General features: G+C 49.0%; 17 protein-coding genes. 12 read left to right on the top strand and 5 right to left on the bottom strand.

What is annotated here, in order from left to right:
- The first annotated feature begins 262 nt into the window (after nt 1-262).
- Genes hutH through BSQ33_RS03425 form a run of 4 tightly spaced genes read left to right on the top strand, consistent with a single transcriptional unit; the run spans nt 263 to nt 5,917 of the window.
- The gene (gene hutH, locus BSQ33_RS03440; protein ID WP_088133264.1) at nt 263-1,813 is read left to right on the top strand and encodes a histidine ammonia-lyase; all 1,551 of its coding nucleotides are present in this window, start codon (nt 263-265) and stop codon (nt 1,811-1,813) included.
- Nucleotides 1,806-3,038, top strand: coding sequence for an imidazolonepropionase (hutI, locus tag BSQ33_RS03435; RefSeq protein WP_088133263.1), 1,233 nt, complete (start codon nt 1,806-1,808; stop codon nt 3,036-3,038). The genes hutH and hutI overlap by 8 nt, the downstream gene beginning before the upstream one ends.
- Entirely contained in the window at nt 3,022-3,885 is an 864-nt protein-coding gene (hutG, locus tag BSQ33_RS03430) for an N-formylglutamate deformylase (RefSeq protein ID WP_198298147.1), read from the top strand. Before hutI ends, hutG begins: the two co-directional genes overlap by 17 nt.
- 34 nt (nt 3,886-3,919) lie before the next feature.
- Complete coding sequence (locus BSQ33_RS03425) at nt 3,920-5,917, top strand: urocanate hydratase (RefSeq protein WP_088134519.1); 1,998 nt, start codon at nt 3,920-3,922, stop codon at nt 5,915-5,917.
- 90 nt (nt 5,918-6,007) lie between these two features.
- Here the strand turns inward: BSQ33_RS03425 and yfbR are convergent, their stop codons facing one another.
- From yfbR to BSQ33_RS03405, 4 genes are all read right to left on the bottom strand, one after another.
- A complete protein-coding gene (yfbR, locus tag BSQ33_RS03420) occupies nt 6,008-6,607 on the bottom strand; it encodes a 5'-deoxynucleotidase (protein WP_021018861.1) in 600 nt (199 codons plus the stop codon).
- Between the two features lie 245 nt (nt 6,608-6,852).
- Complete coding sequence (locus BSQ33_RS03415; protein WP_088133262.1) at nt 6,853-7,455, bottom strand: hypothetical protein; 603 nt, start codon at nt 7,453-7,455, stop codon at nt 6,853-6,855.
- A gap of 245 nt (nt 7,456-7,700) precedes the next feature.
- A complete protein-coding gene (locus BSQ33_RS03410) occupies nt 7,701-9,332 on the bottom strand; it encodes a methyl-accepting chemotaxis protein (RefSeq protein ID WP_088133261.1) in 1,632 nt (543 codons plus the stop codon).
- Nucleotides 9,333-9,891: 559 nt separating this feature from the next.
- On the bottom strand, nt 9,892-11,205 hold the full coding sequence (locus BSQ33_RS03405; protein WP_198298145.1) for a right-handed parallel beta-helix repeat-containing protein: 1,314 nt from the start codon (nt 11,203-11,205) through the stop codon (nt 9,892-9,894).
- 383 nt (nt 11,206-11,588) lie between these two features.
- Between BSQ33_RS03405 and BSQ33_RS03400 the strand changes: the two genes are divergently transcribed.
- The 4 genes from BSQ33_RS03400 to BSQ33_RS03385 are packed head-to-tail and all read left to right on the top strand — an operon-like array spanning nt 11,589 to nt 16,294.
- Entirely contained in the window at nt 11,589-13,115 is a 1,527-nt protein-coding gene (locus BSQ33_RS03400; protein WP_021018868.1) for an ABC transporter substrate-binding protein, read from the top strand.
- Nucleotides 13,108-14,061, top strand: coding sequence for an ABC transporter permease (locus tag BSQ33_RS03395; protein ID WP_021018869.1), 954 nt, complete (start codon nt 13,108-13,110; stop codon nt 14,059-14,061). Before BSQ33_RS03400 ends, BSQ33_RS03395 begins: the two co-directional genes overlap by 8 nt.
- The gene (locus tag BSQ33_RS03390; RefSeq protein ID WP_021018870.1) at nt 14,058-14,846 is read left to right on the top strand and encodes an ABC transporter permease; all 789 of its coding nucleotides are present in this window, start codon (nt 14,058-14,060) and stop codon (nt 14,844-14,846) included. The genes BSQ33_RS03395 and BSQ33_RS03390 overlap by 4 nt, the downstream gene beginning before the upstream one ends.
- Complete coding sequence (locus BSQ33_RS03385) at nt 14,843-16,294, top strand: ABC transporter ATP-binding protein (RefSeq protein ID WP_088133260.1); 1,452 nt, start codon at nt 14,843-14,845, stop codon at nt 16,292-16,294. The genes BSQ33_RS03390 and BSQ33_RS03385 overlap by 4 nt, the downstream gene beginning before the upstream one ends.
- A 194-nt stretch (nt 16,295-16,488) precedes the next feature.
- Here the strand turns inward: BSQ33_RS03385 and BSQ33_RS03380 are convergent, their stop codons facing one another.
- Nucleotides 16,489-17,703: a pyridoxal phosphate-dependent aminotransferase gene (locus BSQ33_RS03380; RefSeq protein ID WP_088133259.1), complete on the bottom strand. Its 1,215-nt coding sequence runs from the start codon at nt 17,701-17,703 to the stop codon at nt 16,489-16,491.
- A gap of 195 nt (nt 17,704-17,898) precedes the next feature.
- On the opposite strand from BSQ33_RS03380, the gene BSQ33_RS03375 reads away from it, so the two are divergent.
- The 4 genes from BSQ33_RS03375 to menB are packed head-to-tail and all read left to right on the top strand — an operon-like array spanning nt 17,899 to nt 22,596.
- Nucleotides 17,899-19,206 (top strand): isochorismate synthase, encoded by a 1,308-nt coding sequence (locus BSQ33_RS03375; RefSeq protein ID WP_088134517.1) that lies wholly within the window; start codon nt 17,899-17,901, stop codon nt 19,204-19,206.
- The gene (menD, locus tag BSQ33_RS03370) at nt 19,203-20,927 is read left to right on the top strand and encodes a 2-succinyl-5-enolpyruvyl-6-hydroxy-3-cyclohexene-1-carboxylic-acid synthase (protein ID WP_088133258.1); all 1,725 of its coding nucleotides are present in this window, start codon (nt 19,203-19,205) and stop codon (nt 20,925-20,927) included. The genes BSQ33_RS03375 and menD overlap by 4 nt, the downstream gene beginning before the upstream one ends.
- Nucleotides 20,911-21,726, top strand: a complete 816-nt coding sequence (menH, locus tag BSQ33_RS03365) for a 2-succinyl-6-hydroxy-2,4-cyclohexadiene-1-carboxylate synthase (RefSeq protein WP_021018875.1) — start codon at nt 20,911-20,913, stop codon at nt 21,724-21,726. Before menD ends, menH begins: the two co-directional genes overlap by 17 nt.
- A 3-nt stretch (nt 21,727-21,729) precedes the next feature.
- Nucleotides 21,730-22,596 carry a 1,4-dihydroxy-2-naphthoyl-CoA synthase gene (gene menB, locus BSQ33_RS03360; RefSeq protein ID WP_021018876.1) on the top strand — a complete coding sequence of 289 codons (867 nt, stop codon included), beginning with the start codon at nt 21,730-21,732 and terminating at the stop codon, nt 22,594-22,596.
- Nucleotides 22,597-22,625: the final 29 nt, after the last annotated feature.

Genomic DNA, 22,625 nt, shown 5'->3' with positions numbered 1-22,625 from the left:
CGGAAAGGTGTTCGGTGTCTGTTGATGATTGACTGATTCAATGAGTGGTTGATTCATCCAAATCAAATTTGGTAAGCGAAGCAAGGGGGAGAGCCGCCTTGCTTTTTTTATGTGTTTTTTTTGTGATGATGCTTGTGAAGAAAAACTTGCGCTGATTACGGTTTACTTTTATTGTTCTGTTAACTTGTATAGACATGTAATGTCATGATAAGCCTATCTTAGGCATCAGACTTGAAGCGTACGTGACGGAGAACATAAGCTCATGCCCGAATTAACATTACAACCCGGACAACTCACGCTCAGTGAGTTACGTCAAATCAGCCGAGAGCCGATCAAAATCTCACTCGACAGACAGGCCATTGCCGCCATTCATGCCAGTACCGAGGTGGTCAATCGGGTGATTGTCGAAGACCAAGCAGTTTACGGGATTAATACAGGGTTTGGTTTATTAGCTAATACCCGGATTGCCGCGGAAGATTTAGATGAATTGCAGCGTAGTATTGTGTTGTCTCATGCTGCCGGGATTGGTGAATTCATGAATGATGCCACCGTCCGATTGATGATGGTGCTCAAAGTGAACAGCCTTGCCCGCGGCTATTCCGGTATTCGTCTTACAGTGATTGAAGCGATGATCGCCTTGATTAACAAAGAAATATATCCCTGCGTACCACAAAAAGGCTCGGTCGGTGCATCGGGTGATCTGGCCCCCCTTGCGCATATGAGTGCGGTGCTGCTCGGTGAAGGACAGGCGCGTTATAAAGGAGAAGTTATTTCTGGTCAGGCAGCACTGGCGATTGCTGGGATGGAACCGATCCAATTAGCACCGAAAGAAGGGCTTGCCTTACTGAATGGTACTCAGGCATCAACTGCTTTTGCGCTCGAAGGGCTGTTTGCTGCCGAAGATCTCTATGCTTCCGCGACTGTCTGTGGTGCACTTTCTGTTGAAGCCGCACTGGGCAGTCGTCGTCCGTTTGATGAGCGAATTCATGCCGTCCGGGGCCATCAGGGCCAGATGGATGCAGCTGCGGCTTATCGCCATCTGCTGACGGAACAGAGTGAACTGGGAGAATCCCATTCCAATTGTGAAAAAGTGCAAGATCCGTATTCACTGCGCTGCCAGCCTCAGGTGATGGGCGCATGTTTAACCCAGATCCGCCATGCCGCAAGCACACTGCTTGTCGAGGCCAATGCGGTCTCGGATAACCCGTTGGTATTTGCTGAGCAAGGCGATATCGTTTCCGGGGGGAACTTCCATGCCGAACCGGTGGCTTTTGCGGCAGATAATCTGGCACTTGCCATCGCTGAAATCGGCAGTTTGTCAGAGCGACGGATGGCACTGTTGATCGATAGCCATCTGAGTAAGTTACCGCCATTTTTGGTCGAAAATGGTGGTGTCAACTCAGGGTTCATGATTGCGCAAGTGACTTCGGCAGCGCTCGCCAGCGAGAATAAAACGTTTGCTCATCCGGCATCCGTCGACAGTCTGCCGACGTCTGCGAATCAGGAGGATCATGTATCCATGGCGACATTTGCTGCCCGACGACTCAAAGATATGGCGGAAAATACGCGCGGGATTCTGGCGGTTGAAATCCTCGCCGCGGTACAAGGTTTAGACTTCCGGTCGCCGTTGAAATCAACCGAGCGGCTGGAGCAAGCCCGTGCCGACCTGCGTGCACGAGTTCCTTTCTACGATAAAGACCGCTATTTCGCTGCGGATATCGAAAAAGCCAACGGACTGTTGACGGAAGCCGTTCATAATGAACTGATGCCAGTCGGTTTACTGCCAAGTGTGACAAGGGAGCATTATGAATAAACAGCTGAATTTTGATTCACTGTGGTATGGCTGTGATGCCGCAACCATGGTGAATGGTCAGTACAGTGTGATTGAAGATGCTGCAATTGGCGTACACGACGGGCGAATCGCGTGGATAGGTCCCCGAACGCAACTTCCTGACTGTGATGCGCAGCAACAACATGATTTTCATGGTGGATGGGTCACGCCCGGTTTAGTCGATTGTCATACGCATTTGGTGTTCGGTGGCAATCGGGCCCATGAGTTTGAGCAACGGCTCAACGGCATGAGTTATCAAGCGATTGCTCAGGGTGGTGGCGGGATTGCGGCCTCGGTTCAGGCGACGCGCCAAGAGACTCCCGATCAATTGCTGGCTTCTGCGGCCCGGCGGCTGAAATCTCTGATGTGTGATGGGGTGACGACGCTGGAAATTAAATCCGGTTATGGCCTTTCAACCGAACATGAAGTGAAGATGCTGGAAGTGGCGCATCGGCTGGCTGAACAGTATCCGGTTGACATTCGGACCACATGTCTGGCTGCTCACGCGGTGCCGCCGGAATATCAAGGTCATACCGATGCCTATATGGATTATCTCTGTGATGAACTGTTGCCGGAAATCGCCCAACGAGAGTTGGCCGATGCTGTGGATGCCTTTTGTGAAACCATTGCATTTAGCCCGGCGCAGGTGGAACGTTATTTTCGCACGGCTCAGTCTTTCGGGATGCCGGTGAAACTCCATGCGGAGCAATTATCCTCGCTGGGAGGCGCCACTCTGGCAGCTCGTTTTCAGGCGCTTTCAGCGGATCATCTGGAGTTTATGACTGAAACGGATGTTGCAGCAATGCGTGAGTCCGGCACAGTTGCCGTGTTGTTACCGGGCGCCTATTTCACCCTCAAAGAAACCCAGTGTCCGCCCGTCGATCTGTTACGCCGCTATCAGGTGCCAATGGCGGTTGCTACGGACATCAATCCGGGTACGTCTCCGGTACTTTCACTACGTCTGATGATGAATATGGCTTGTACGCTCTTTGGTCTGACGCCCGAAGAAGCATTAGCTGCCACTACCATTCATGCCGCTCAAGCATTGGGTTTAGCCGAGAGCCACGGGCAACTGAGTGTCGGGAAAGTCGCCGATTTTGTTTGTTGGGATGTGGCAAGCCCGGGTGAGCTTAGTTACTGGCTGGGCGGTGATTTACTGAAAACACGAGTCAAAAGGGGAGTGATCAGTCATGTGGATGCCAATTGATCAGCCATTTCATTTTCGACCAGGGCAGAGTCCGCTCTTGGTCAGTATGCCTCATTGCGGAACGGCACTTCTGCCGGGGATGGATGCCCGACTGACCGATGCGGCCAAAGCACTGCCGGATACCGACTGGCATTTACCGGCGCTGTATGATTTCTTGGCCGAGATGGATGTCAGTGTCATTCAAGCCCACTATTCTCGGTACGTCGTCGATCTCAATCGTCCGGGTGATGATAAACCTTTGTATACCAGTAAAACCACCGGATTATTCCCTGATATCTTATTCTCGGGTGCGCCCATATTTATCGATGGTGGGTTTGATGAGGCGACGAAAGCGCGTATCAAAGCTGAAATCTGGCAGCCTTATCATCAAAAAATCAACGAGACATTAGCGCAGATTCGTGACCGGCACGGCTACGCAATCCTGTTCGATGCACACAGTATTGCCGCGCAGGTGCCGATGCTGTTTGACGGGACGTTGCCTGACTTTAATTTCGGAAATAACAATGGCCTTGCCTGTGATGCGGCCATGCTGGAAAACCTGGCTGAGTTGGTGCAACACAGCCCGTATACCCATGTGTGTAATGGTCGTTTCAAAGGGGGATACATCACCCGTCATTACGGGCAGCCTTCAGCACAGATTCACGCAGTTCAACTGGAGCTCTCTCAAGCGACTTACCTTGTTGATGCCCCTCAGACGCATCATGCTCAAAGCGATGCATCAGACGCTCAACCGGAGCAGACAATATACCGACTGGATCAGGCCAAACAGCAGCGTGTCGGGCCTCTGTTACAGCAGTTGATTCAATCACTATTAGCGCATGGTCACCCCATGGATGAAGTCAGATAAGGATTGAGGCAGGGTAAACATGAAGGTAAATGATATGACATTTAAAGCGATGATTTTAGAAGGGATTCCTGCAACTTTACCGCCTAAGCGTGAGCGCAATGAAAACCTCAGCCATGCACCGAAAAGAAAAGCCATTCTGAGCCGTGAAGAAAAAATCCTCGCGGTCAGGAACGCACTTCGTTATTTCGACAAGCAACATCATGCCGAACTGGCTGCGGAGTTTTATGCAGAGCTGGAGACCTATGGCCGAATTTATATGTATCGGCTGATGCCGGATTACCCGATCACTGCGCGCTCGATTGATGCCTTTCCACATCAGTCGAAGCAGGCTGCGGCGATTATGCTGATGTTGAGTAACAACCTTGATGAAGCTGTCGCCCAGCATCCGCAGGAACTGATTACCTATGGCGGCAATGGGGCGGTGTTCTCCAACTGGGCTCAGTATCGTTTGACGATGAAATATTTGGCAGAAATGACCGATGAGCAGACACTGGTGCTCTATTCCGGTCATCCGATGGGGTTGTATCCGTCCCATCCCAATGCACCGAGGGTCGTCGTGAGCAACGGTATGATGATCCCCAATTATTCAAAGCCGGATGATTGGGAGAAGTTCAATGCCTTAGGCGTGACTCAATACGGACAAATGACGGCGGGCTCGTTTATGTATATCGGTCCGCAAGGGATTGTGCATGGCACCACCATCACGGTGATGAACGCGGTCAGAATGAAACGCGATCGGGATCCGAACACGCTACCGCTGTTCGTGACTTCCGGCTTGGGAGGCATGAGTGGGGCTCAACCCAAGGCCGCTGTGATTGCGCACACCATTGGGATCGTCGCTGAAATCAATCCGAAAGCAGCCTATAAACGTCATGAACAAGGGTGGGTGGATGAAGTCCATCCGGATTTAGACAAACTGATTGAGCGGATCAAGCAGGCCCAAGTCGATAATCAGCCCGTTTCATTGGCCTATCTGGGGAATATTGTTGACTTGTGGGAGCGACTGGCTACAGAGGATATCCACATCGACTTAGGGTCGGATCAAACGTCACTGCACAATCCATGGGCGGGCGGTTATTATCCGGTCGGTTACACCTTTGAAGCATCCAATGCGATGATGGCCAGTGACCCTGAGCAGTTCAGAGCGGCGGTGCAGACAACATTGAAGCGCCATGTTGCAGCGATCAATCAATTAACCGCGAAAGGTATGTATTTCTTCGATTACGGCAATGCATTCCTGTTGGAAGCGAGTCGGGCTGGCGCTGATATTCTTAAAGCAGACGGCTCGTTTAAGTATCCTTCCTATGTTGAAGATATTATGGGGCCGATGTGTTTCGATTATGGGTTCGGTCCTTTCCGCTGGGTCTGTGCTTCATCGGATCCTCGTGATCTGGCGGTAACAGACCGGATTGCCGCAGAGATTCTGGAAGAGATGCACCAGCAGGCACCGGCAGACATTCGTCAGCAGATAGCCGATAACCTGTCATGGATTCGGCAGGCGGAACAGAACAATCTTGTGGTCGGTTCGCAAGCTCGGATTTTATATGCGGATGCCGAAGGGCGAATGCGTATTGCAGCAGCTTTTAATCAGGCTGTGAAACGTGGGGACATCTCTGCACCTGTCATTCTTGGCCGCGATCATCATGATGTATCCGGTACGGATTCGCCGTATCGGGAAACGTCCAACATTTACGACGGGTCTCGTTTCACTGCGGATATGGCGATTCACAATGTCATCGGTGATGCTTTCCGGGGAGCGACTTGGGTCAGTATTCATAATGGTGGTGGTGTCGGCTGGGGTGAAGTGATCAATGGTGGATTCGGGATGGTACTGGATGGCTCTGACGAGTGCGATACCCGGCTGAAATCAATGCTGCACTGGGATGTTAACAATGGTATTTCTCGCAGAAGCTGGGCAAGAAATGAAGGTGCGCGCTTTGCCATTCAACGGGCGATGGCACTTGAACCGCGGCTGAGAGTAACGATACCTGAAATCGCAGATGATGCATTATTAAATAAGGTGGTGAAGTAACACTACCTTCAAATTCAGACCGAACAGAAAGCGCCGCAACTGCGGCGCTTTCTGATCACAATGATGCTACCCTGAGCAAAATGAGGGGATTTAGCCTGAAATTTTATCGAAAGTGGTGGTACAGCTATCGCAGAAAACATCCATAAATACTGCCACTTCGGGCATGGTTGCGGTGAGTTTTTCAATCGTTCCGTCGAGCCCTTCTTTCACATGTACGAACTCATCGTTGTTAAAGCGTAACTCATTCAAGGTTTTGATATAAGCGGCAAGAATATCCGCAGCTTTGACGATGGCTTTATACTCAGCATCGACATGTTTTTGTACCAGTAAACCGGTGAACTCATCACGCAGGTCTTCCGGCAGGGTATCCAAACACTCTTGCTCAGCAATATCCTCAAGTTTTTTAAAGGCTGCGGTAAATTCCGGGCTATGGTACTTGGTCTTGGAATTGATATCTTGCAGCTTGGTTTCAGAGATCTCATGATAAATTGCAATCACGGCCGCTCTTTCCGGGTTTAGTTTGCCGCCGAAGCGTTTATTTTTAATCACCGTCAGCAAATGCGCAATGACAGCGACCTGATGTGAATGCTCGGAGACATTCTCTTCTTGAAAACAGTGCATCAGTGCCCAACGTTTGATCAGCGGCATCCGCGTGACCCATGCCATGAACGTACTTGGTTTTTTCTTCACTGGATTATCCTTTACAACTGAGGTGATACGGGGCGATGAACAGATATCATCACACACTGGTTATGGTACATGATTTGGGAAGGTGCGTCTCACCGTGTTGATCCGCACCAGAGGTTTGAGGCACTGAGTTAAGTGAGTAAAATCACTAACGGGGTGAACGATGACAAAAACGAAGTGATTAAATTGATTGAGTTTGAGTGCACCAAACCACCGCATTGTAGCGGTGGTTATTCAATGTCTGACGATCAGTTTTTAACTTTAACTATTGTCGAGCAATGAATTCTTTCCACATAATCATCGCCATAATCTTTATAGGTCATCCCTGATAGGTAGCTTCCTTTGGGGCAATAAGTGTTCCCTGTATACTTGACATGTTCCCAACTGACACTTTTCACAGTCACAGAATATGGATCGACTTCTAGGCAGCGAAAAGCCTCGACACTATCATCACCTGAATCTTCGTAATATAACTCAGTGATAATGCTATTTTTAGGGCATAAATAATCTTTACTGCCTTTGCCATCCATTTGTATTTGGGCCGTTCTATAATTTCCCCATCCCCAGCTTGGTGTTTCATACTGAAATTTTTCGATACTCCGATCACTGCCTCCAGAGCCGTATACGCCGTTAATACCACCGTTTACCCCATACCAACCTGTTCCTTTGCCATTCATTTGTTTCCAAGATGAAGATGCTTCTTGACCAGATTTAGTGGCGATGGAAGGGGAAGAAAAATAGTCCACTGTACTGGGGAAATCTTGATAACCTTCCTGACTCTCACCTGCCAATGTGTTCATCGACATACAAAGAATTGTACCTGCCATCATGAGTTGTAATTGTTTTTTCATTTTCTCAATGTCCTTATTTGATGATTAGCGTTTGTGAAACTCATTGCATTTACACTGTAGTCTATAAAAGGAAATGTTTTATTTTTGTTTCGGTTTTGTTTTTAATTTGTGATGAGCGTGTGGTTGCCGACGCTGGGAGGGGGGCTGGTACCCATGAGGCTGAAGTTGATGAAGCTTCAGCACACCAAACAACAGCACCACAAGTTGATCCGCCATGAAAGATGATTGAAGGCGGATGAATGACTTTAGTTGAGCTGAAAGCGTGAAGAAACCTCGCTTAAGCTCTGACTGGTGGATTTTAGATCCTCACTGAGTTTTTCAGTGTCATGGACACTCTGGTAAATATCCTGAGACATTTGGTGAATCTCATTGATGCTATGAGCCAGTTCTCTAGCCACATCCACTTGTTGCTCGGTTGCCGCGGCAATCATGTGGCTCATACCATCGATGGTTGTTGCAGAGGTCATGACATGGCCAATACTTTCTTGGCTGCTGCGGGCTTTTTCGAGCCCTGATTGCATCTGAGTTTGGCTAATTTCCATGGTGTTCACAGCTTGATCGGCATGGTTTTGAATGACATTAATGGTCTTATTGATCTCATCGATAGAGTCTTGGGTTTTTTGCGCTAAGGAACGAATCTCGTTGGCAACCACAGCGAAACCCCGTCCGGCTTCGCCTGCCCGGGCAGCTTCGATAGCGGCATTGAGTGCTAATAAATTGGTTTGCTCTGTAATATTGCGAATAACTTGAGAAACCATTTCAATGCCTGCACTGTCATTTTTCAGCGCTTGAGTCACGACAGATGCTTCAGAAATGGCACCAGAAAGCGATTCTGTTTGGTTGAGTGACGTTTGGATCACCTCTTTGCTGTTGATCGCATGGTCTTTGACGTCTGCTGCACTTTGCGCGGCTGTCACCGTATGCTGAGCCACTTCGGCAAAGCTCGTTTGTAATTGCGACATTGCTGATGCAACCGTGCTGATTTCGCTTTTCTGTTGATCGAGACGCATTGTGGTATTCGCCATTCTTTCCAACATGATTTGGCTGGCATTCTCGACGGTCTGAGTATTTTGCTGCACACCCTCAGCCAATCGATAGATACCTTGTTGCATTTGGTCAAATGAATGCGCTGCGCGTCCTAATTCATCGTCAGCGAATTGTGTTAATGTTAAGCGAGTGCGCAAGTCCCCTTTTTCTACCGTATTCATTTGCTCAATCAGCACTTTCAATGGCTTATTGACCTTGCGTGTCAGTAAAACGCCGAAAACGACCAAAAACAGGAGCAAGATTGTTCCAACGATGGCCTCAACCACAATCGCACGTTGCATTGCTCTGGATTCTTCTTCTTTCATCTTTATGCCTTGTGCTAATAACTGCTGTTGTAAGTCACTCAGCGAATCGACAATGGTGTTAAAAGGCGCGAGCATCGGGCCGAGCATTTCTGCGCGTGCTTTATCGATTTCTCCTTGGTCGATCAACGAAAGGTAGTGGTTTTGCATGTCACGATAAGCATTAATGCGGTGTTGTACCATTTTCATAAAGGATTTCATTTCTGCTGTATCGGCCACAGCACTAAAACGTTGCAGTGATGCTGCCACTTTATTGTTGTTTTCATCGATGGTTTTTTGAATATCCGCATGAGCACTTGCGCTGGTGGTGAGCCCGTAATCCAAAGCGAAACGACGGTAGGTAACCGTATAGAAGCGCAAATCCGAAAGTACAGACTGCACCTGTAAGTTATGGGTGACCAGTGTATTGAAGTGATCGCGAACATTACTGATGACGACAATCAGGTAGATACCGACAGCAAATACCATGGTGATGGCGATGCCAAAGCCCCATTGCATGGCTCTGGCAATTGATATTCTTGATAACATGCCTATTTCTCCTCATAGACGGATAATGGGGGGGCGATTATCAAGAATTTGGTTAAATAAATAAAATATATTATATGAATTACATTAATAGTTTTTGCCTATCAATGGTCGGGTGTGTGTCCTTGTAAGGTAGCCTTTGATCAAGCCGGAGCGTTCCAAACCTCAATTCAACGTTTTACCTTTCCAGTCTTTTACCTTTCCAGCCTTCGGCGCCGAAATATGACGCACAATGATGTTTTTTGATTTCAGCGGCAGTGGTGCTCTGTGCGCCAGTCACTCTTGCCAAGATGCAAGAGTGACCAGAAAATCTTGTTTGTTTGGCTTGGGTGCATGTTGTCCAGAACCGGCTTTTACAGGCGTCCTGCCCGGAAAAGCCTAACCATTCTCCCGGAATGGTTTTCTTTGTTGGATGGTTGATTTGAATGGGGTGAAACACTGAATCAATGACGCCAAATTGATCGATGATCTCAGGGGAAATTCAGGACGAATTTTCAGGATATGCTAACAGGAACAAAAAAAATGCAGCACTCAGGCTGCATTTTTCATTGTAAGTAAATGATTAATAATCAGACTCAAACGCGCCTAAATCAGGTGCGACGCCTTTATAACTATCACCGGCATAGATACCGGCATCAATTAAATCACTGCCTTGTTTTAGCAGGGCGTATTTGATTCTCGGGAGGGAACCATCCGCTTGACGCGGGTACATCAACTCACGTTCATCCAGACGGCGGAAATCTTTTGATGTGATCGTCACGGGCAAGTTGAAATAGTTGTAGATCATATCGTTTTCGGTGTTGTTGCCCAGATTGATGACTTCGTTGTGACCATCAAATCCTAAGTTATTCCGCATGTAGTGCCCGTAGCCTTTCACATCGGTTCTGTTGTCATCAAGCGTCGATAACATATTGTAGTTCGCGCTTTGGTTACGAATCGAAGTGTTGTTGATCCAATTCTGTCCGCCGATATGGTGATTGGCGTAAAAACCGGCAGAGCGATTACGTACCGCTAAGTTGTAACGAATAGTGTGGCGAGGAATGACGCTGGGTGTGGCACTGCCGTTGCGGCCATAACCGCCTGCTTTGAAACCATTACCATCACCCAATCTGGTGAAGTCTTGGTCATAACCATTGTAAAAAGCCCAGCTATATTCAATGGTGACTGCGGCATCAGCATTGATGAGATCAAAACCGTCATCACTGTTAAACCAGGCTCGTGAATGGCTGATGACATTGCCGGTATAGGATGATGAGGTTGGGTGCACCCCAAACCCATCAACGTTACCATTCGAGTGATGGTTTAATCCACGGTTATTGTATGCATCGACATTGAGGACATAGTTGTTACTGCCGGCAACCAGGTACCAGCCAATGGCCATACCATCATGAATCGCTAAGTTCTCAAAGCGATTACCATTGCCTTTGTTGATCATAAAGGCTTCGGATTGAGTGTGATGATCATCAATCGTGACCTGTACACCAACCACATCAAAGCCTTTAAATACGCAGTTATCCGCCCGGACCATAAAGGCCGTATTGCGATAATTCGCCGGTTTGACATTCGAAAAGTCGAAGACTGGTCGCTCGGAACCATAGTTAATATAGCGAATATTATCTTTGGTGATATTGTTGACGATTGCGCGAACACTTTGGTGTTGGGTGATATTCGAATTGTTTAAATAATAAGTACCGCCTCGGATATAGACCGTATCACCGGCTGAAGCAGCCGCTTGTGCTGCCATAATGGTTTTTAATGGGGAAGAGAGTGTGCCGGCATGACTGTCAGAACCGTAAGGGGCAATATATAGGTTTTTAGCAAAACCCAGATGGCTCACGGCCATGAGCATCGATAGCGAGATGATTTTAAATTTCATAATTGATCCATGTGTTATTTGTTTCATATAATAAAATATACGTATTAATTAATAAGATCGATCAATTAAGAAACGACGTTTCACATTTCTGAATCATGGTCACTGTTGCGTCAAAAATAGAGTCACCTTTGGTGATGATTGAATTGATATATTCTCACATATCAGCATTGGGATATGACTTGCTCTGATTTCAATGACAGGTTCCCCGAGCTGTACTGGCTATTGCAACAAACGGAAATCATTCTCACTACGATTGAACAGAGTTCACATCAATGCAAAAAATATATCAATCGTTATCAATAGTTAAATGAGAAATCATTGCAATAACATATAGGTGTTGATATGTTATAACATACCATTTAATGATAACTTACTCATTTTGTATGAAAAAAATATTGCTCGTCGTCGTGATTTGCATCATCGCTATCGCGATATATCAACATCGTCAGTCTCAGGATAATACCCAACTCACCATTTCCGGGCCGTTTGAGTTTAACGGTACCGACCTTTCCAGAGATGGATTTCTTTACAGTCGTCTCGGCGTTACCGAATCTTTAACCCGCATTCTTCCGGATGGAACGGTACAGCCATTATTGGCCACCGGCTGGACCCCTTCAGATGATGATCTGACATGGCGTTTTCGCATTCGTTCTGATGTGCATTTTCATGATGGTGTAACGCTTGATGCTGAAGCGGTGCGGCAGAATTTAGCTTATGCACGCACGCAACCGGGGGTGATTCGGCAAGTACCGATTCAGTCGATTGCGGTGAACAATCATGAGTTAGTCATTAAGCTATCGCGTCCTTATAGTCCGTTGTTGAGTGTGCTTGCACATTATAGTTTGGGCATGGTTTCTCCGGCGACGCTGGGTCAGGAAACGGATGGAACAGCCGTGATTGGCACCGGTGCATATGTGGTCTCTCTGGCTCAACCGCCGCATAAAATTGAACTCACGCAAAACCCGAATTACTGGGGGGAGCCTGCACATATCCATTCAGTCAGTTATCTGGCCGGGCACCGTAGTGAAAGTCGGGCATTGTTAGTGCGCAGTGGTCAGGCGGATATCGCTTATTCAATTGATCCGATTAGCGAAGAGGGATTAAGTGAATCGAAAAAGGTTACGGTGCATTCATTCGCGTTACCCCGAACGGTGTTACTGAAACTGAATCTTGCTCATCCGCAATTACGTCATCGGGCCGTTCGACAGGCGATCAGTCTGGCGCTGGACCGTGAAGGGATGGCTTCCACGGTGCTGCGTTTACCGGGATCAGCAGCTTATCAGCTGTTTTCGCCTTCACAGTCAAACTGGCATGTCGATAACCTCAAACGTGAGCGTAATCTTCAGCAAGCTAAAACACTGATGATGCAACAGGGCTGGTCTTATGATGACAAGGGTTGGTTAGTGCGTGATGGTCAGCCGTTCACGTTGACGCTCGTGACTTATGCCAACCGGCCTGAATTACCTGTTTTGGCAACCAGTATCCAGAACCAGTTGGCACTGCTGGGAATTCGGGTTGAGGTCAGTATTGATAACGCCAGTGCGATTCCGGCGAAGCATCATGATAATACGCTCGATATCGCGCTTGTGGCGCGTAACTTCGGGACGATGGGGAGCCCGCTGCCGATTCTTTATGATGACTTCTCTTCTCCGCGTGGCAGTGACTGGGGCCATATGAACTGGGATTCACCAGAAATCCGTGCCATCCTGACCCAACTTCTGAGTGAATCCGACCCGCAGGTCGCCCACCAGTTGTCTCAGCAGGTTGCACAAATAATGGCTGATGAGCTGCCCGTGATTCCGATTGCCTACAGTCACCAATTGATCGCGGTCAGTAAACGTGTCTCCGGATTCTCCTTTGACCCGTATGAGATTGATTATCGTCTGAAGGAGATGAAAATTAATGATTAACCTATTACTGAGACGTTTCTGTCAGTTGATATTTGTCGGCTGGTCAGTCGGCACAGTGACGTTTGTGATGATGAAATTTTTGCCCGGAGATATGGCGTTTCGCATTGCTGCTGCCCGTTATGGCCATGACTATGTGAATTTAGAGTCAGCCCAGCGAGTGGCGACCGATCTGGGGCTGAATCGTCCGGTGTGGGAGCAGTATGTGAGCTGGATGTGGGATTTAGCCCATTTCAATCTGGGTCAATCGATGGTCAGTGGTGAACCGGTGACAGCAAAAATTATGCACCATTTGGGCTATTCATTGTGGCTGGCCGTGGTTGCACTGGGGTTGTCACTGTTGATTGCTTTTCCTATCGGTATTTACTGTGCACGCCATGCCGGGCAGTGGCATGACAGGGTCACGTTACTGATTTCAAGTTTTATGCGGGCACAGCCGGTTTTTTTGATCGGGCTGGTGCTGATCTTATGTTTTGCGTTGAAACTTGATTTATTACCTGTGGCAGGGTTCGGACGTTTTGAACATGTGTTGCTTCCGGCTTTGGCACTGGCTTTGTCTCTGGCAGCCATGTCGAACCGAATGATCCGTAATACGGCAAAGCGAATTTTTGATGCACCATTTTACCATTTTGCGCGGTTGAAAGGTCTGAATGAATCGCAGACTTATGTGCATCATGGTCAGCGTAATATTACGTTACCACTGCTGGCATTTATCGGTGTGCAGGCTGTCGGGCTGGTGGAAGGGATTGTCATGATTGAGTCCCTGTTCTCTTGGCCGGGCATTGGTCATGCGCTGTCCCATGCCATATTCGGCCGGGATATTCCGGTGATTCAGGGGGCGGCATTGATGATGGGATTATTTTTTGTCGTGATTAATACTGGGGTTGATTTGGTTCAGTATCACTTTGATCCGCGCTATCGTCGCTCAGTTGCCGGAGGGATGGCATGAAACTCTATCGGACACAATGGATCGGTCTGTCGATCCTGACTATCTTGTTGGCGTTTGTTTTGATTGAAAAGCTCTGGTTTAAAGGGGATATTGCCCGTCAGCAGCTTGAACTGACGTTTGCTGAACCCAACTGGCACGATATTCTTGGCACCGATCATTATGGTCGCAGTAATGCCGCCCGCCTTGCCGATGCGATTATGAACTCGTTGCTGATGGCCGGGTTGTGTGTGACAACGGCATCATTGCTCGGGACGATTTCCGGCGTCTGGGCCGGATGGCAAAAAGGTTGGGTCGATCGTATTTTTTCGCTGTTGGTGAATATCGTCATGGCACTGCCCGGATTGGTTCTGGTGTTGCTGTTCGGTGCGATTTTTCCGGGGTCGTTTTTCTTACTGTTTATTGCTATTTCAATCACCATGTGGGCGGATTATTTCCGGGTGATTCGTAGCGAGACACAGGCGGCGGTATTGTCGGATGCATTTGAATCCTCGCGCCTGTTCGGATTCAGTCGCTGGTATCTGTTCCGGCGTCACATCTGGCCTGAAATCCGCAATGACGTCTATACCTTGTCCTGTTTTGGGGCCGGTCATGCCATTTTATCGCTGGCTGCGCTTGGTTTTTTGTATGTTGGGTTACGTCCGCCACACGCAGAATTAGGCATGATGATGGTGGAACTATTTCGGTATTATGATCAAGGATTCTGGGTGCTACTTCAGCCGATTGTAGTTGTTTCACTGCTCATATTCTCATTTCACCTACTTGCACAGCGAGGGTCTCGGACATGACACCATTACTTGAAGTTCGGCAATTGTCTGTCTGGCTGGGAGAGCACTGTGTCGTCGGGCCGGTCTCGCTGGCATTGGCGCATGGTGAATCGTTGACCATTCTTGGCGAAACCGGAGCCGGCAAGAGTTTGCTGCTGAAAGCGATTATCGGGGCATTACCGGCGTCATTTACCAGCCGTGGGGAAATCTGGTGGTCAGGACAGGCACTGCATACCATGTCGGTTCATGAACGGGAAAACTTATGGGGGCGGGTCTTCTCCATTTTGCCTCAGGAGCCTTCACTCGCGCTCGATCCCTTGATGCCGTTGTCCCGTCAGGCGGAGGAAGTACCGGCATTGTTACGCAACCATGATGCGCAAACAAGCCGAGCGCAGACATCACGCTTGTTTGATTCTGTCGGACTGCGTGGCCATGAGCCGAAATATCCGGTTCAGTTGTCCGGCGGGATGGCACAGCGTGGGGCTTATGTGTGTGCCGTTAGCGGTGGCGGTGAAATTTTGATTGCTGACGAGCCAACCAAAGGGCTTGATGATCATAACCGTGAACGTCTGGTTGACATGTTAGAGCAGTACCGTCAGCAGGGGGCGTTGTTGACTGTCACCCATGATATTGAAGTTGCAGAACAACTCGGTGGTACCATCATTGTGATTCAACAGGGCGATGTGGTCGAGCAGGGAAAAGCCGATGCTGTTCTTGCGGAGCCACAACATGCGTATACGCGCCAGTTGATCAACGCGCACCCTCGTCACTGGGCCATGCTCAATGACCATCAGCCTGGTGAGGTGTTATTGCGAGTCCATCAATTAACCATGGCAGTTGAGAATCGGGTTCTGTTTGAAGATTTGTCTTTTGAACTCCGGGCCGGGGAAGTATTAGGGATCCGTGGACCAAGCGGATGCGGTAAATCAACCTTGTGTCAGGCGATTCTCGGTTTACGGGCACCACTTGCGGGAGAGATTGAATATCTGCAACCACTGGGCGTCGGTCAGAAGCTCAAACTCTATCAGGATCCACCGAGTGCATTTGCTTCACATGTCAGTTTAGGCACTTTGGTTGATGATATTTGCCGTCGCTATCAGATTGCAGATGATGTGCCGCAAGCATTGATGAAACGGCTCCATTTAGATCCGAAACTATTGCAACAATCAGCCAGTCAGGTCTCCGGTGGGGAATTACAACGGTTTGCCATCTTGCGGGTATTACTGTTGAAACCCAAGTTACTGATCGCTGATGAACCGACCACTCGGTTAGACCCGTCCACGGCTCAGGAAACTCTGGCGCTGATCTTAGAAGCCGCCCGGGAAATTGATTGTGCGTTGTTATTGGTCAGCCATGAACACAATATGTTGAACAAAGTGTGTCACCGGGTTATCGAGTTGTCGTCGGATGTGCCGATCAGCGGGCAAGAGCCTGCGATGGCAGACCAACCGCTCACCGCTTCTGATTAAACACGGCGTATTGCAACACGGTAGATTGCAATACCACCATGGATGACAACACGCCAATACTGACTGGTTTATTTTGGGTTGGCTGTTGGTCTATCCGTTGGCATGTAAATAGGCCCGAATCATATTCGGGCCTATCTATTTTCAGGGGGGGGGGGTCAGGTCAGTGATCACACCATGAGCTGATGGTTTGTCGCTTACTGTCGGTAAGTCGAGAGGAACTGCTCGAAACGACTGATGGCAATTTCCAGATCTTCAACGTGCGGCAGTGTGACGATACGGAAATGGTCGGGTTTCGGCCAGTTGAAGCCGCTGCCCTGAACCAGTAAAACTTTTTCCTGAATCAGAAAATCGAGCACCATTTTCTGGTCGTCGTGGATGTTATACATCTTGGTATCAATTTTCGGGAATAAATACATCGCCCCTTTGGGTTTGACGCAGGACACGCCCGGAATCTGATTGATCATTTCCCATGCGCGATCGCGCTGTTCTAATAATCTGCCACCGGGCAGAATCAGTTCATTGATACTCTGATAGCCGCCCAGCGCGGTTTGAATCGCATGTTGCATCGGCACATTGGCACACAAGCGCATCGACGCCAGTATATCCAGCCCGGAGACATAACCCGCAGCAAGATGTTTCGGACCCGTGAGGAACATCCAGCCCCCTCTGAATCCACAAACACGATAAGCTTTTGACAGCCCGTTGAATGTCACCATGAGGACATCATCAGCGAGCGTTGAGATCGGTGTATGGGTTGCGCCGTCGTATAAAATCTTGTCGTAGATCTCATCGGCAAAGATAATCAGATTATGCTGCCGGGCAATTTCGATAAATTCCAACAGAAAATCACGGCTGTAAACCGCGCCTGTCGGATTATTCGGGTTGATGAGTACAATACCGCGGGTGTTCGGGGTGATTTTCTTTTTAATGTCTTCCAGATCGGGATACCAGTCTGACTCTTCATCACACAGATAGTGCACCGCATTCCCGCCGGAGAGCGAGACCGAGGCCGTCCACAGTGGGTAATCCGGTGCCGGTACTAACATTTCATCGCCATTATTCAACAGCGCTTGCATTGACATGACGATCAGCTCAGAAGCACCGTTACCGATATACACGTCTTCGACATCGAGGGCGCGTAATCCTTTTTTCTGATAGTGCTGCACCACGGCTTTACGGGCAGAATAGATCCCTTTGGAGTCGCAATAACCTTGCGATGTTGGCAGATTACGAATGACATCGACGAGGATTTCATCAGGGGCATCAAAGCCAAAAGGTGCCGGATTGCCGATATTGAGCTTTAGGATTTTATGTCCCTCTTCCTCCATTCGTTTAGCATGTTTGAGTACAGGACCCCGAATGTCGTAGCAGACATTATCAAGTTTTAATGACATCCCAATATTTTGCATGGCAGCTCCCCCGAAAATAATTGAATTTTTTTATTAAGTTACACTAAATCATGTTTTAAAAGAATAAAAATCTAAAATTATCTGATTTCTGGGCTAGAGCTTCGGGAGCATCTGACATAAAATGCTTACATCCTTTGACAGGAACAGATAAATCAATCAATAGAGTCGTTATTGATTCTCTCAGTTGAGGTCGCTTTGTCTTATTTTTACCAAGCAGTAAACCAACTCATTCACCAGATTCATCAGGCTTCTCCACAGGTAAGCCGATGCCAACAGGCGCTTGATTTCCCTCCTCATTTTGCTCTGCCAGACTGGCTTGCCGCGCAAACTTTATTTCCCAAATTCTATTGGCAAGATCGGGACAGCCGAGAAGAAGTGGTGGCTCTGGGGGCGTGTGTTACGTTTTCAGATCCCGCACCTGCCTATCAGGTGATCTCCGACTCTCAGCGTATTTGGGGCGGGCGTTCCTTTGATGGCGGGACAACTAAAAATCCGCACTGTAAAGAAGCGTTTTTCTTTCTGCCGCAAATCGAGTTAATTCGCGAAGGGCATTCATGGTTTTTATGTGCCAATTTAACTCAAGCGCGTGACACGACAATTCAGGCGTTACGGCAACTTCAGTATGAAATTCCGGCCTTACCACCGATTGCAACTGAAGTGCTTTCCGTTGATCATGCGCCTCAGCGTGCTCAATGGTGCCAGTTAGTTGAGCAGGCGTTGTCTGCGATGACACAACAGCAGTTTGATAAAGTCGTCTTGGCGCGTCAGTCTACGTTTCAACTGACGCAGTCGATTCAGGCGGCACAGTTATTAAAAGAGAGCCGACGTCAAAATGATCAGAGCTTCCATTTCTTGCTGGCAATTGACCAGCGGCATAGCTTTGTCGGTTCGACGCCGGAACGTCTGTATCAACGCCACGGAGAAGCGCTGTTTACCGAAGCGCTCGCTGGCACCATCGGCAGAAGCGATGATATCCAACAGGATCAGGCGTTATCCGATTGGCTGATCCATGATGATAAGAACGTGACGGAGAATCAGTATGTTGTCGATGATATTGTGGATCGTTTAACGCCTTTGGCGCGTTCTGTTGACGTTGGTGCTGAAACAGAGTTGGTGAAACTGCGTCGCGTACAACATTTGAAACGTCACATTACGGCGGAATTAAATCCGACCATTAATGGCGTCCAGTTACTGGGCGCATTACAACCGACCGCAGCCGTCGCGGGTCTGCCAAGACAAGCCGCTAAAACGTTTATTGAACGTTATGAGCCTTTCTGCCGAGGATGGTATGCCGGTTCGATCGGATATATCAGCCATCAACGTGCTGAATTCTGTGTTGCCATCCGCAGTGCGCTGGTCATGGATAAACAGGTCAAACTTTTTGCCGGGGCAGGGATAGTGAGTGGTTCGGTTGCCGAACATGAATGGTTAGAGTTGGATCGCAAGATGTCAACTTTACTCAGTCTGATTACAGAGATCTCTCCGGAGGAAGTCGTATCGTGAAATCTCAACAAGCGGTGATGAATCGCGTCTGGAGTCGGTTGATTCTGGAAGAATTATCGCGTCTGGGTGTACGTGATGTGTGTGTTGCACCGGGATCCCGTTCGACACCGCTAACACTCGAAGCCGATGCGCATTCGGCCCTGCGGCTCCATCGTCATTTTGACGAAAGAGGCTTGGGCTATCTGGCGTTAGGGTTGGCGAAAGCCAGTCATCAACCGGTTGCCGTGATTGTGACATCGGGCACCGCGGTGGCAAATTTGCTCCCGTGTGTGGTTGAAGCCAATCTGACGGGGGAAAAACTGGTGTTGTTAACCGCAGACCGACCGGTGGAACTGGTTGACTGTGGTGCGAATCAGGCGATTGAACAACCGGGAATCTTTACTGCACACGTGGCCCATGCGGTTAACTTACCCAGTCCGTCCACGGTCATTGCGCCCAACTGGCTGCTCACCACGCTTGATCAGGCACTCTTTGTGCAGGCGCGCCGTGGTGGTGCGGTGCACATCAATTGTCCGTTTCCCGAACCCTTGTATATACCGGAGCAAGATGAAGTTATCGACGATGCGGTTTATCTGGCTGGGGTTCTGCCGTGGCTGGCGAAGCGAGAGCCTTATATTATCAAGCAAAGCGAACCGCAGTTACCGCTGCCGTCTGACCCGACACTATTCTGTCAGCGTGGTGTGGTGATTATCGGTTCTCTGACGTTGGCCGAGGCTGAGCAAGCGAAAGCGTTCGCGCAGCGGTTGGGCTGGCCGGTATTCTGTGATCCTCAGTCCGGTGTCTCAAGTGACTGGGCATATTTCGATATCTGGCTTCACCATCGCACCGCCCTGCAAATCTTGTCTGAATGTGACGTCATCGTTCAGTTCGGAGGACAACTGGTTTCCAAACGGCTGAATCAATGGTTGCAACAGCATGTCATGCAACACGGAAGTCGTTATCTGTTGATTTCTCCGGATGAGAAACGCAACAATCCGTCACACCTGCCACAACAGCAGATTGTCGCACCGATTGAGGCTTGGGTTGATGCTCAAGTCGAGCAGAATCAGGCACAAACGGTCGGGTCATCAGCGGGGTGGGCGGATGCGTTACTCCCGTTGATTGGTCAAATTCCGGCGGTGGTACAGCAAGTTGCACAGCGTTCGGCATCCATTTCGGAATTAGATGTCGGCCAGTCAGTGGCAACGCTTGCCCCCGCAGCCGATTTATTTTTCGGGAACAGTTTGATGGTGCGCTTGGTGGACATGTTCGGCAAGGTCGCGCATCAGAACGTTTATTCTAACCGGGGAGCGTCGGGTATTGATGGGCTGGTGGCAACGGCAGCCGGTGTTCAGCAAGCGCGACAGCAACCGATGTTGTTAATGCTCGGCGATACATCACTTTTGTATGACCTCAATTCGCTCGCTTTATTGACTCGTACGCCTCAGCCTTTTGTGATTGTGGTGACCAATAATGACGGTGGGGCGATTTTTGACTTACTGCCAGTGCCACAGCAGCAGAAAACCGACTTGTATCAGATGCCACATGGTTATGATTTTCAACATGCAGCTGCCCAGTTTGGGTTGCGCTATGCCAAGCCCGATAGTGTGAGTGCATTGACAGACTGTGTCACGCAGCATTTCGAACACGGCAAGCATGGTTTGATTATCGAAATCAGTGTCCCTGCCGGTCAGGCAGCACAACATATTCAGCAGGTCATCCAGCATGTCTGTACTTTATAGCGTTTACACGCCAGCGGAGACGGAGCTTAATCAGGATCGACCCGTGCTGGTTTTTTTACATGGTTTACTGGGCAGCAGTGACGACTGGTCGAAAACCCTGACTCATTTACGCGACTTCCCTTGTTTGACCATCGATTTGTGTGGACACGGACATAGCCGTGAGCTGCGTTGTAGCGATTTTGACGACGTTTGTGCGCAGATTGCCCGGACGATTGCGAGCCGTTTACCCTCAGCGCAGCCGCTGGTGCTGATTGGCTATTCGTTGGGAGGACGGTTAGCGATGTACGGCGCCGTTCACGGGGCTTGGTCGGCCTTGAATATGACCACGTTGGTGATTGAAGGGGGGAACTTCGGATTGCATGATGAGTCCGCTCGTCAGGCGCGCTGGCAACAGGATCAAGCTTGGGCGAATCGCTTCGCATCAGAGCCGATTGCTGATGTTTTAATCAGTTGGTATCAGCAGCCGGTATTTTCTTCACTCAATGATGAGCAAAGACAAGATTTGATCACCCGACGGAGTGATAATCTTGGCACCGCCATTGCAGCGATGATGCGTGCGACATCGTTGGCTTTGCAGCCGGACTTGCTACCGGCATTGAAAACACAGCCGATTCCCGTTCAGTACATCTGTGGGGAACGCGATCAAAAATTTCGTCAACTTGCTGAATCCAGCGGGTTGCCAACACAGATTGTTTTGCAGGCAGGACATAATGTCCATCAGGAGCGACCCGAGGCGTTTGCCCGGTGTCTTCGGACACAACTCGCTCAACAGAGACGACAGCTTAAACAAGATAGGTAGATTATGACAATTACTGTAGGTATCAGTGAAGAAGAACTTTATGCACCGGTCAACTGGAACGATTGTAGCGGTGAGTATCAAGATATCCACTATCATAAATCGGATGATGGGATTGCGAGAATTACCATTGCCCGTCCACAGGTTCGCAATGCATTTCGCCCCCAGACAGTGAAAGAGATGATTCAGGCGTTGGCCGATGCCCGTTATGATTCTGGCGTGGGTGTCATTGTATTGACCGGGCTGGGCGAGGATGCATTCTGTTCGGGTGGCGATCAGAAAATTCGCGGTGATTATGGCGGCTATCGCGATGACGAAGGCACACACCATCTCAATGTACTAGACTTTCAGCGTCAAATCCGGACTTGTCCGAAGCCAGTGATTGCAGCCGTAGCCGGTTGGGCTGTTGGTGGAGGCCATGTTCTGCATATGATGTGTGATTTAACTATTGCGGCTGACAATGCCAAGTTCGGTCAGACCGGCCCGAAAGTCGGATCATTTGACGGTGGTTGGGGAGCCTCTTACATGTCACGGATCGTCGGCCAGAAAAAAGCCCGCGAAATCTGGTTCTTGTGCCGCTTTTATGATGCGCAGGAAGCTGTGGATATGGGGCTGGTAAATACCGTTGTACCATTGGCAGATCTGGAAAAAGAAACCGTACGCTGGTGTCGGGAAGTTTTACAACACAGCCCGATGGCGCTGCGCTGTTTGAAAGCAGCCTTGAATGCTGACTGTGATGGTCAAGCCGGGTTACAAGAGCTGGCAGGTAATGCAACGATGATGTTTTACATGACTGAAGAAGGTCAGGAAGGTCGCAATGCATTTAATGAAAAACGTCGCCCTGATTTTCATAAGTTTCCTCGTAACCCGTAAGTTGAAAAGCTCGGCAACGATTGAAATAC

It is taken from the genome of Vibrio gazogenes, from assembly GCF_002196515.1.
Taxonomy (GTDB): Bacteria; Pseudomonadota; Gammaproteobacteria; order Enterobacterales; family Vibrionaceae; genus Vibrio; species Vibrio gazogenes_A.
The sequence above is the reverse complement of the archived record's forward strand: the minus strand, read 5'-3'. Positions and strand labels throughout refer to the sequence as shown.

Coding starts and splice junctions, on each gene's coding strand:
- BSQ33_RS03395 (WP_021018869.1), top strand. CDS start 13,108: ATGATTAACCTATTACTGAGACGTTTCTGTCAGTTGATATTTGTCGGC.
- BSQ33_RS03410 (WP_088133261.1), bottom strand. CDS start 9,332: ATGTTATCAAGAATATCAATTGCCAGAGCCATGCAATGGGGCTTTGGC.
- BSQ33_RS03390 (WP_021018870.1), top strand. CDS start 14,058: ATGAAACTCTATCGGACACAATGGATCGGTCTGTCGATCCTGACTATC.
- BSQ33_RS03400 (WP_021018868.1), top strand. CDS start 11,589: ATGAAAAAAATATTGCTCGTCGTCGTGATTTGCATCATCGCTATCGCG.
- BSQ33_RS03385 (WP_088133260.1), top strand. CDS start 14,843: ATGACACCATTACTTGAAGTTCGGCAATTGTCTGTCTGGCTGGGAGAG.
- BSQ33_RS03425 (WP_088134519.1), top strand. CDS start 3,920: ATGACATTTAAAGCGATGATTTTAGAAGGGATTCCTGCAACTTTACCG.
- BSQ33_RS03405 (WP_198298145.1), bottom strand. CDS start 11,205: ATGAAATTTAAAATCATCTCGCTATCGATGCTCATGGCCGTGAGCCAT.
- menH (WP_021018875.1), top strand. CDS start 20,911: ATGTCTGTACTTTATAGCGTTTACACGCCAGCGGAGACGGAGCTTAAT.
- hutG (WP_198298147.1), top strand. CDS start 3,022: ATGTGGATGCCAATTGATCAGCCATTTCATTTTCGACCAGGGCAGAGT.
- hutH (WP_088133264.1), top strand. CDS start 263: ATGCCCGAATTAACATTACAACCCGGACAACTCACGCTCAGTGAGTTA.
- hutI (WP_088133263.1), top strand. CDS start 1,806: ATGAATAAACAGCTGAATTTTGATTCACTGTGGTATGGCTGTGATGCC.
- BSQ33_RS03415 (WP_088133262.1), bottom strand. CDS start 7,455: ATGAAAAAACAATTACAACTCATGATGGCAGGTACAATTCTTTGTATG.
- BSQ33_RS03380 (WP_088133259.1), bottom strand. CDS start 17,703: ATGCAAAATATTGGGATGTCATTAAAACTTGATAATGTCTGCTACGAC.
- menB (WP_021018876.1), top strand. CDS start 21,730: ATGACAATTACTGTAGGTATCAGTGAAGAAGAACTTTATGCACCGGTC.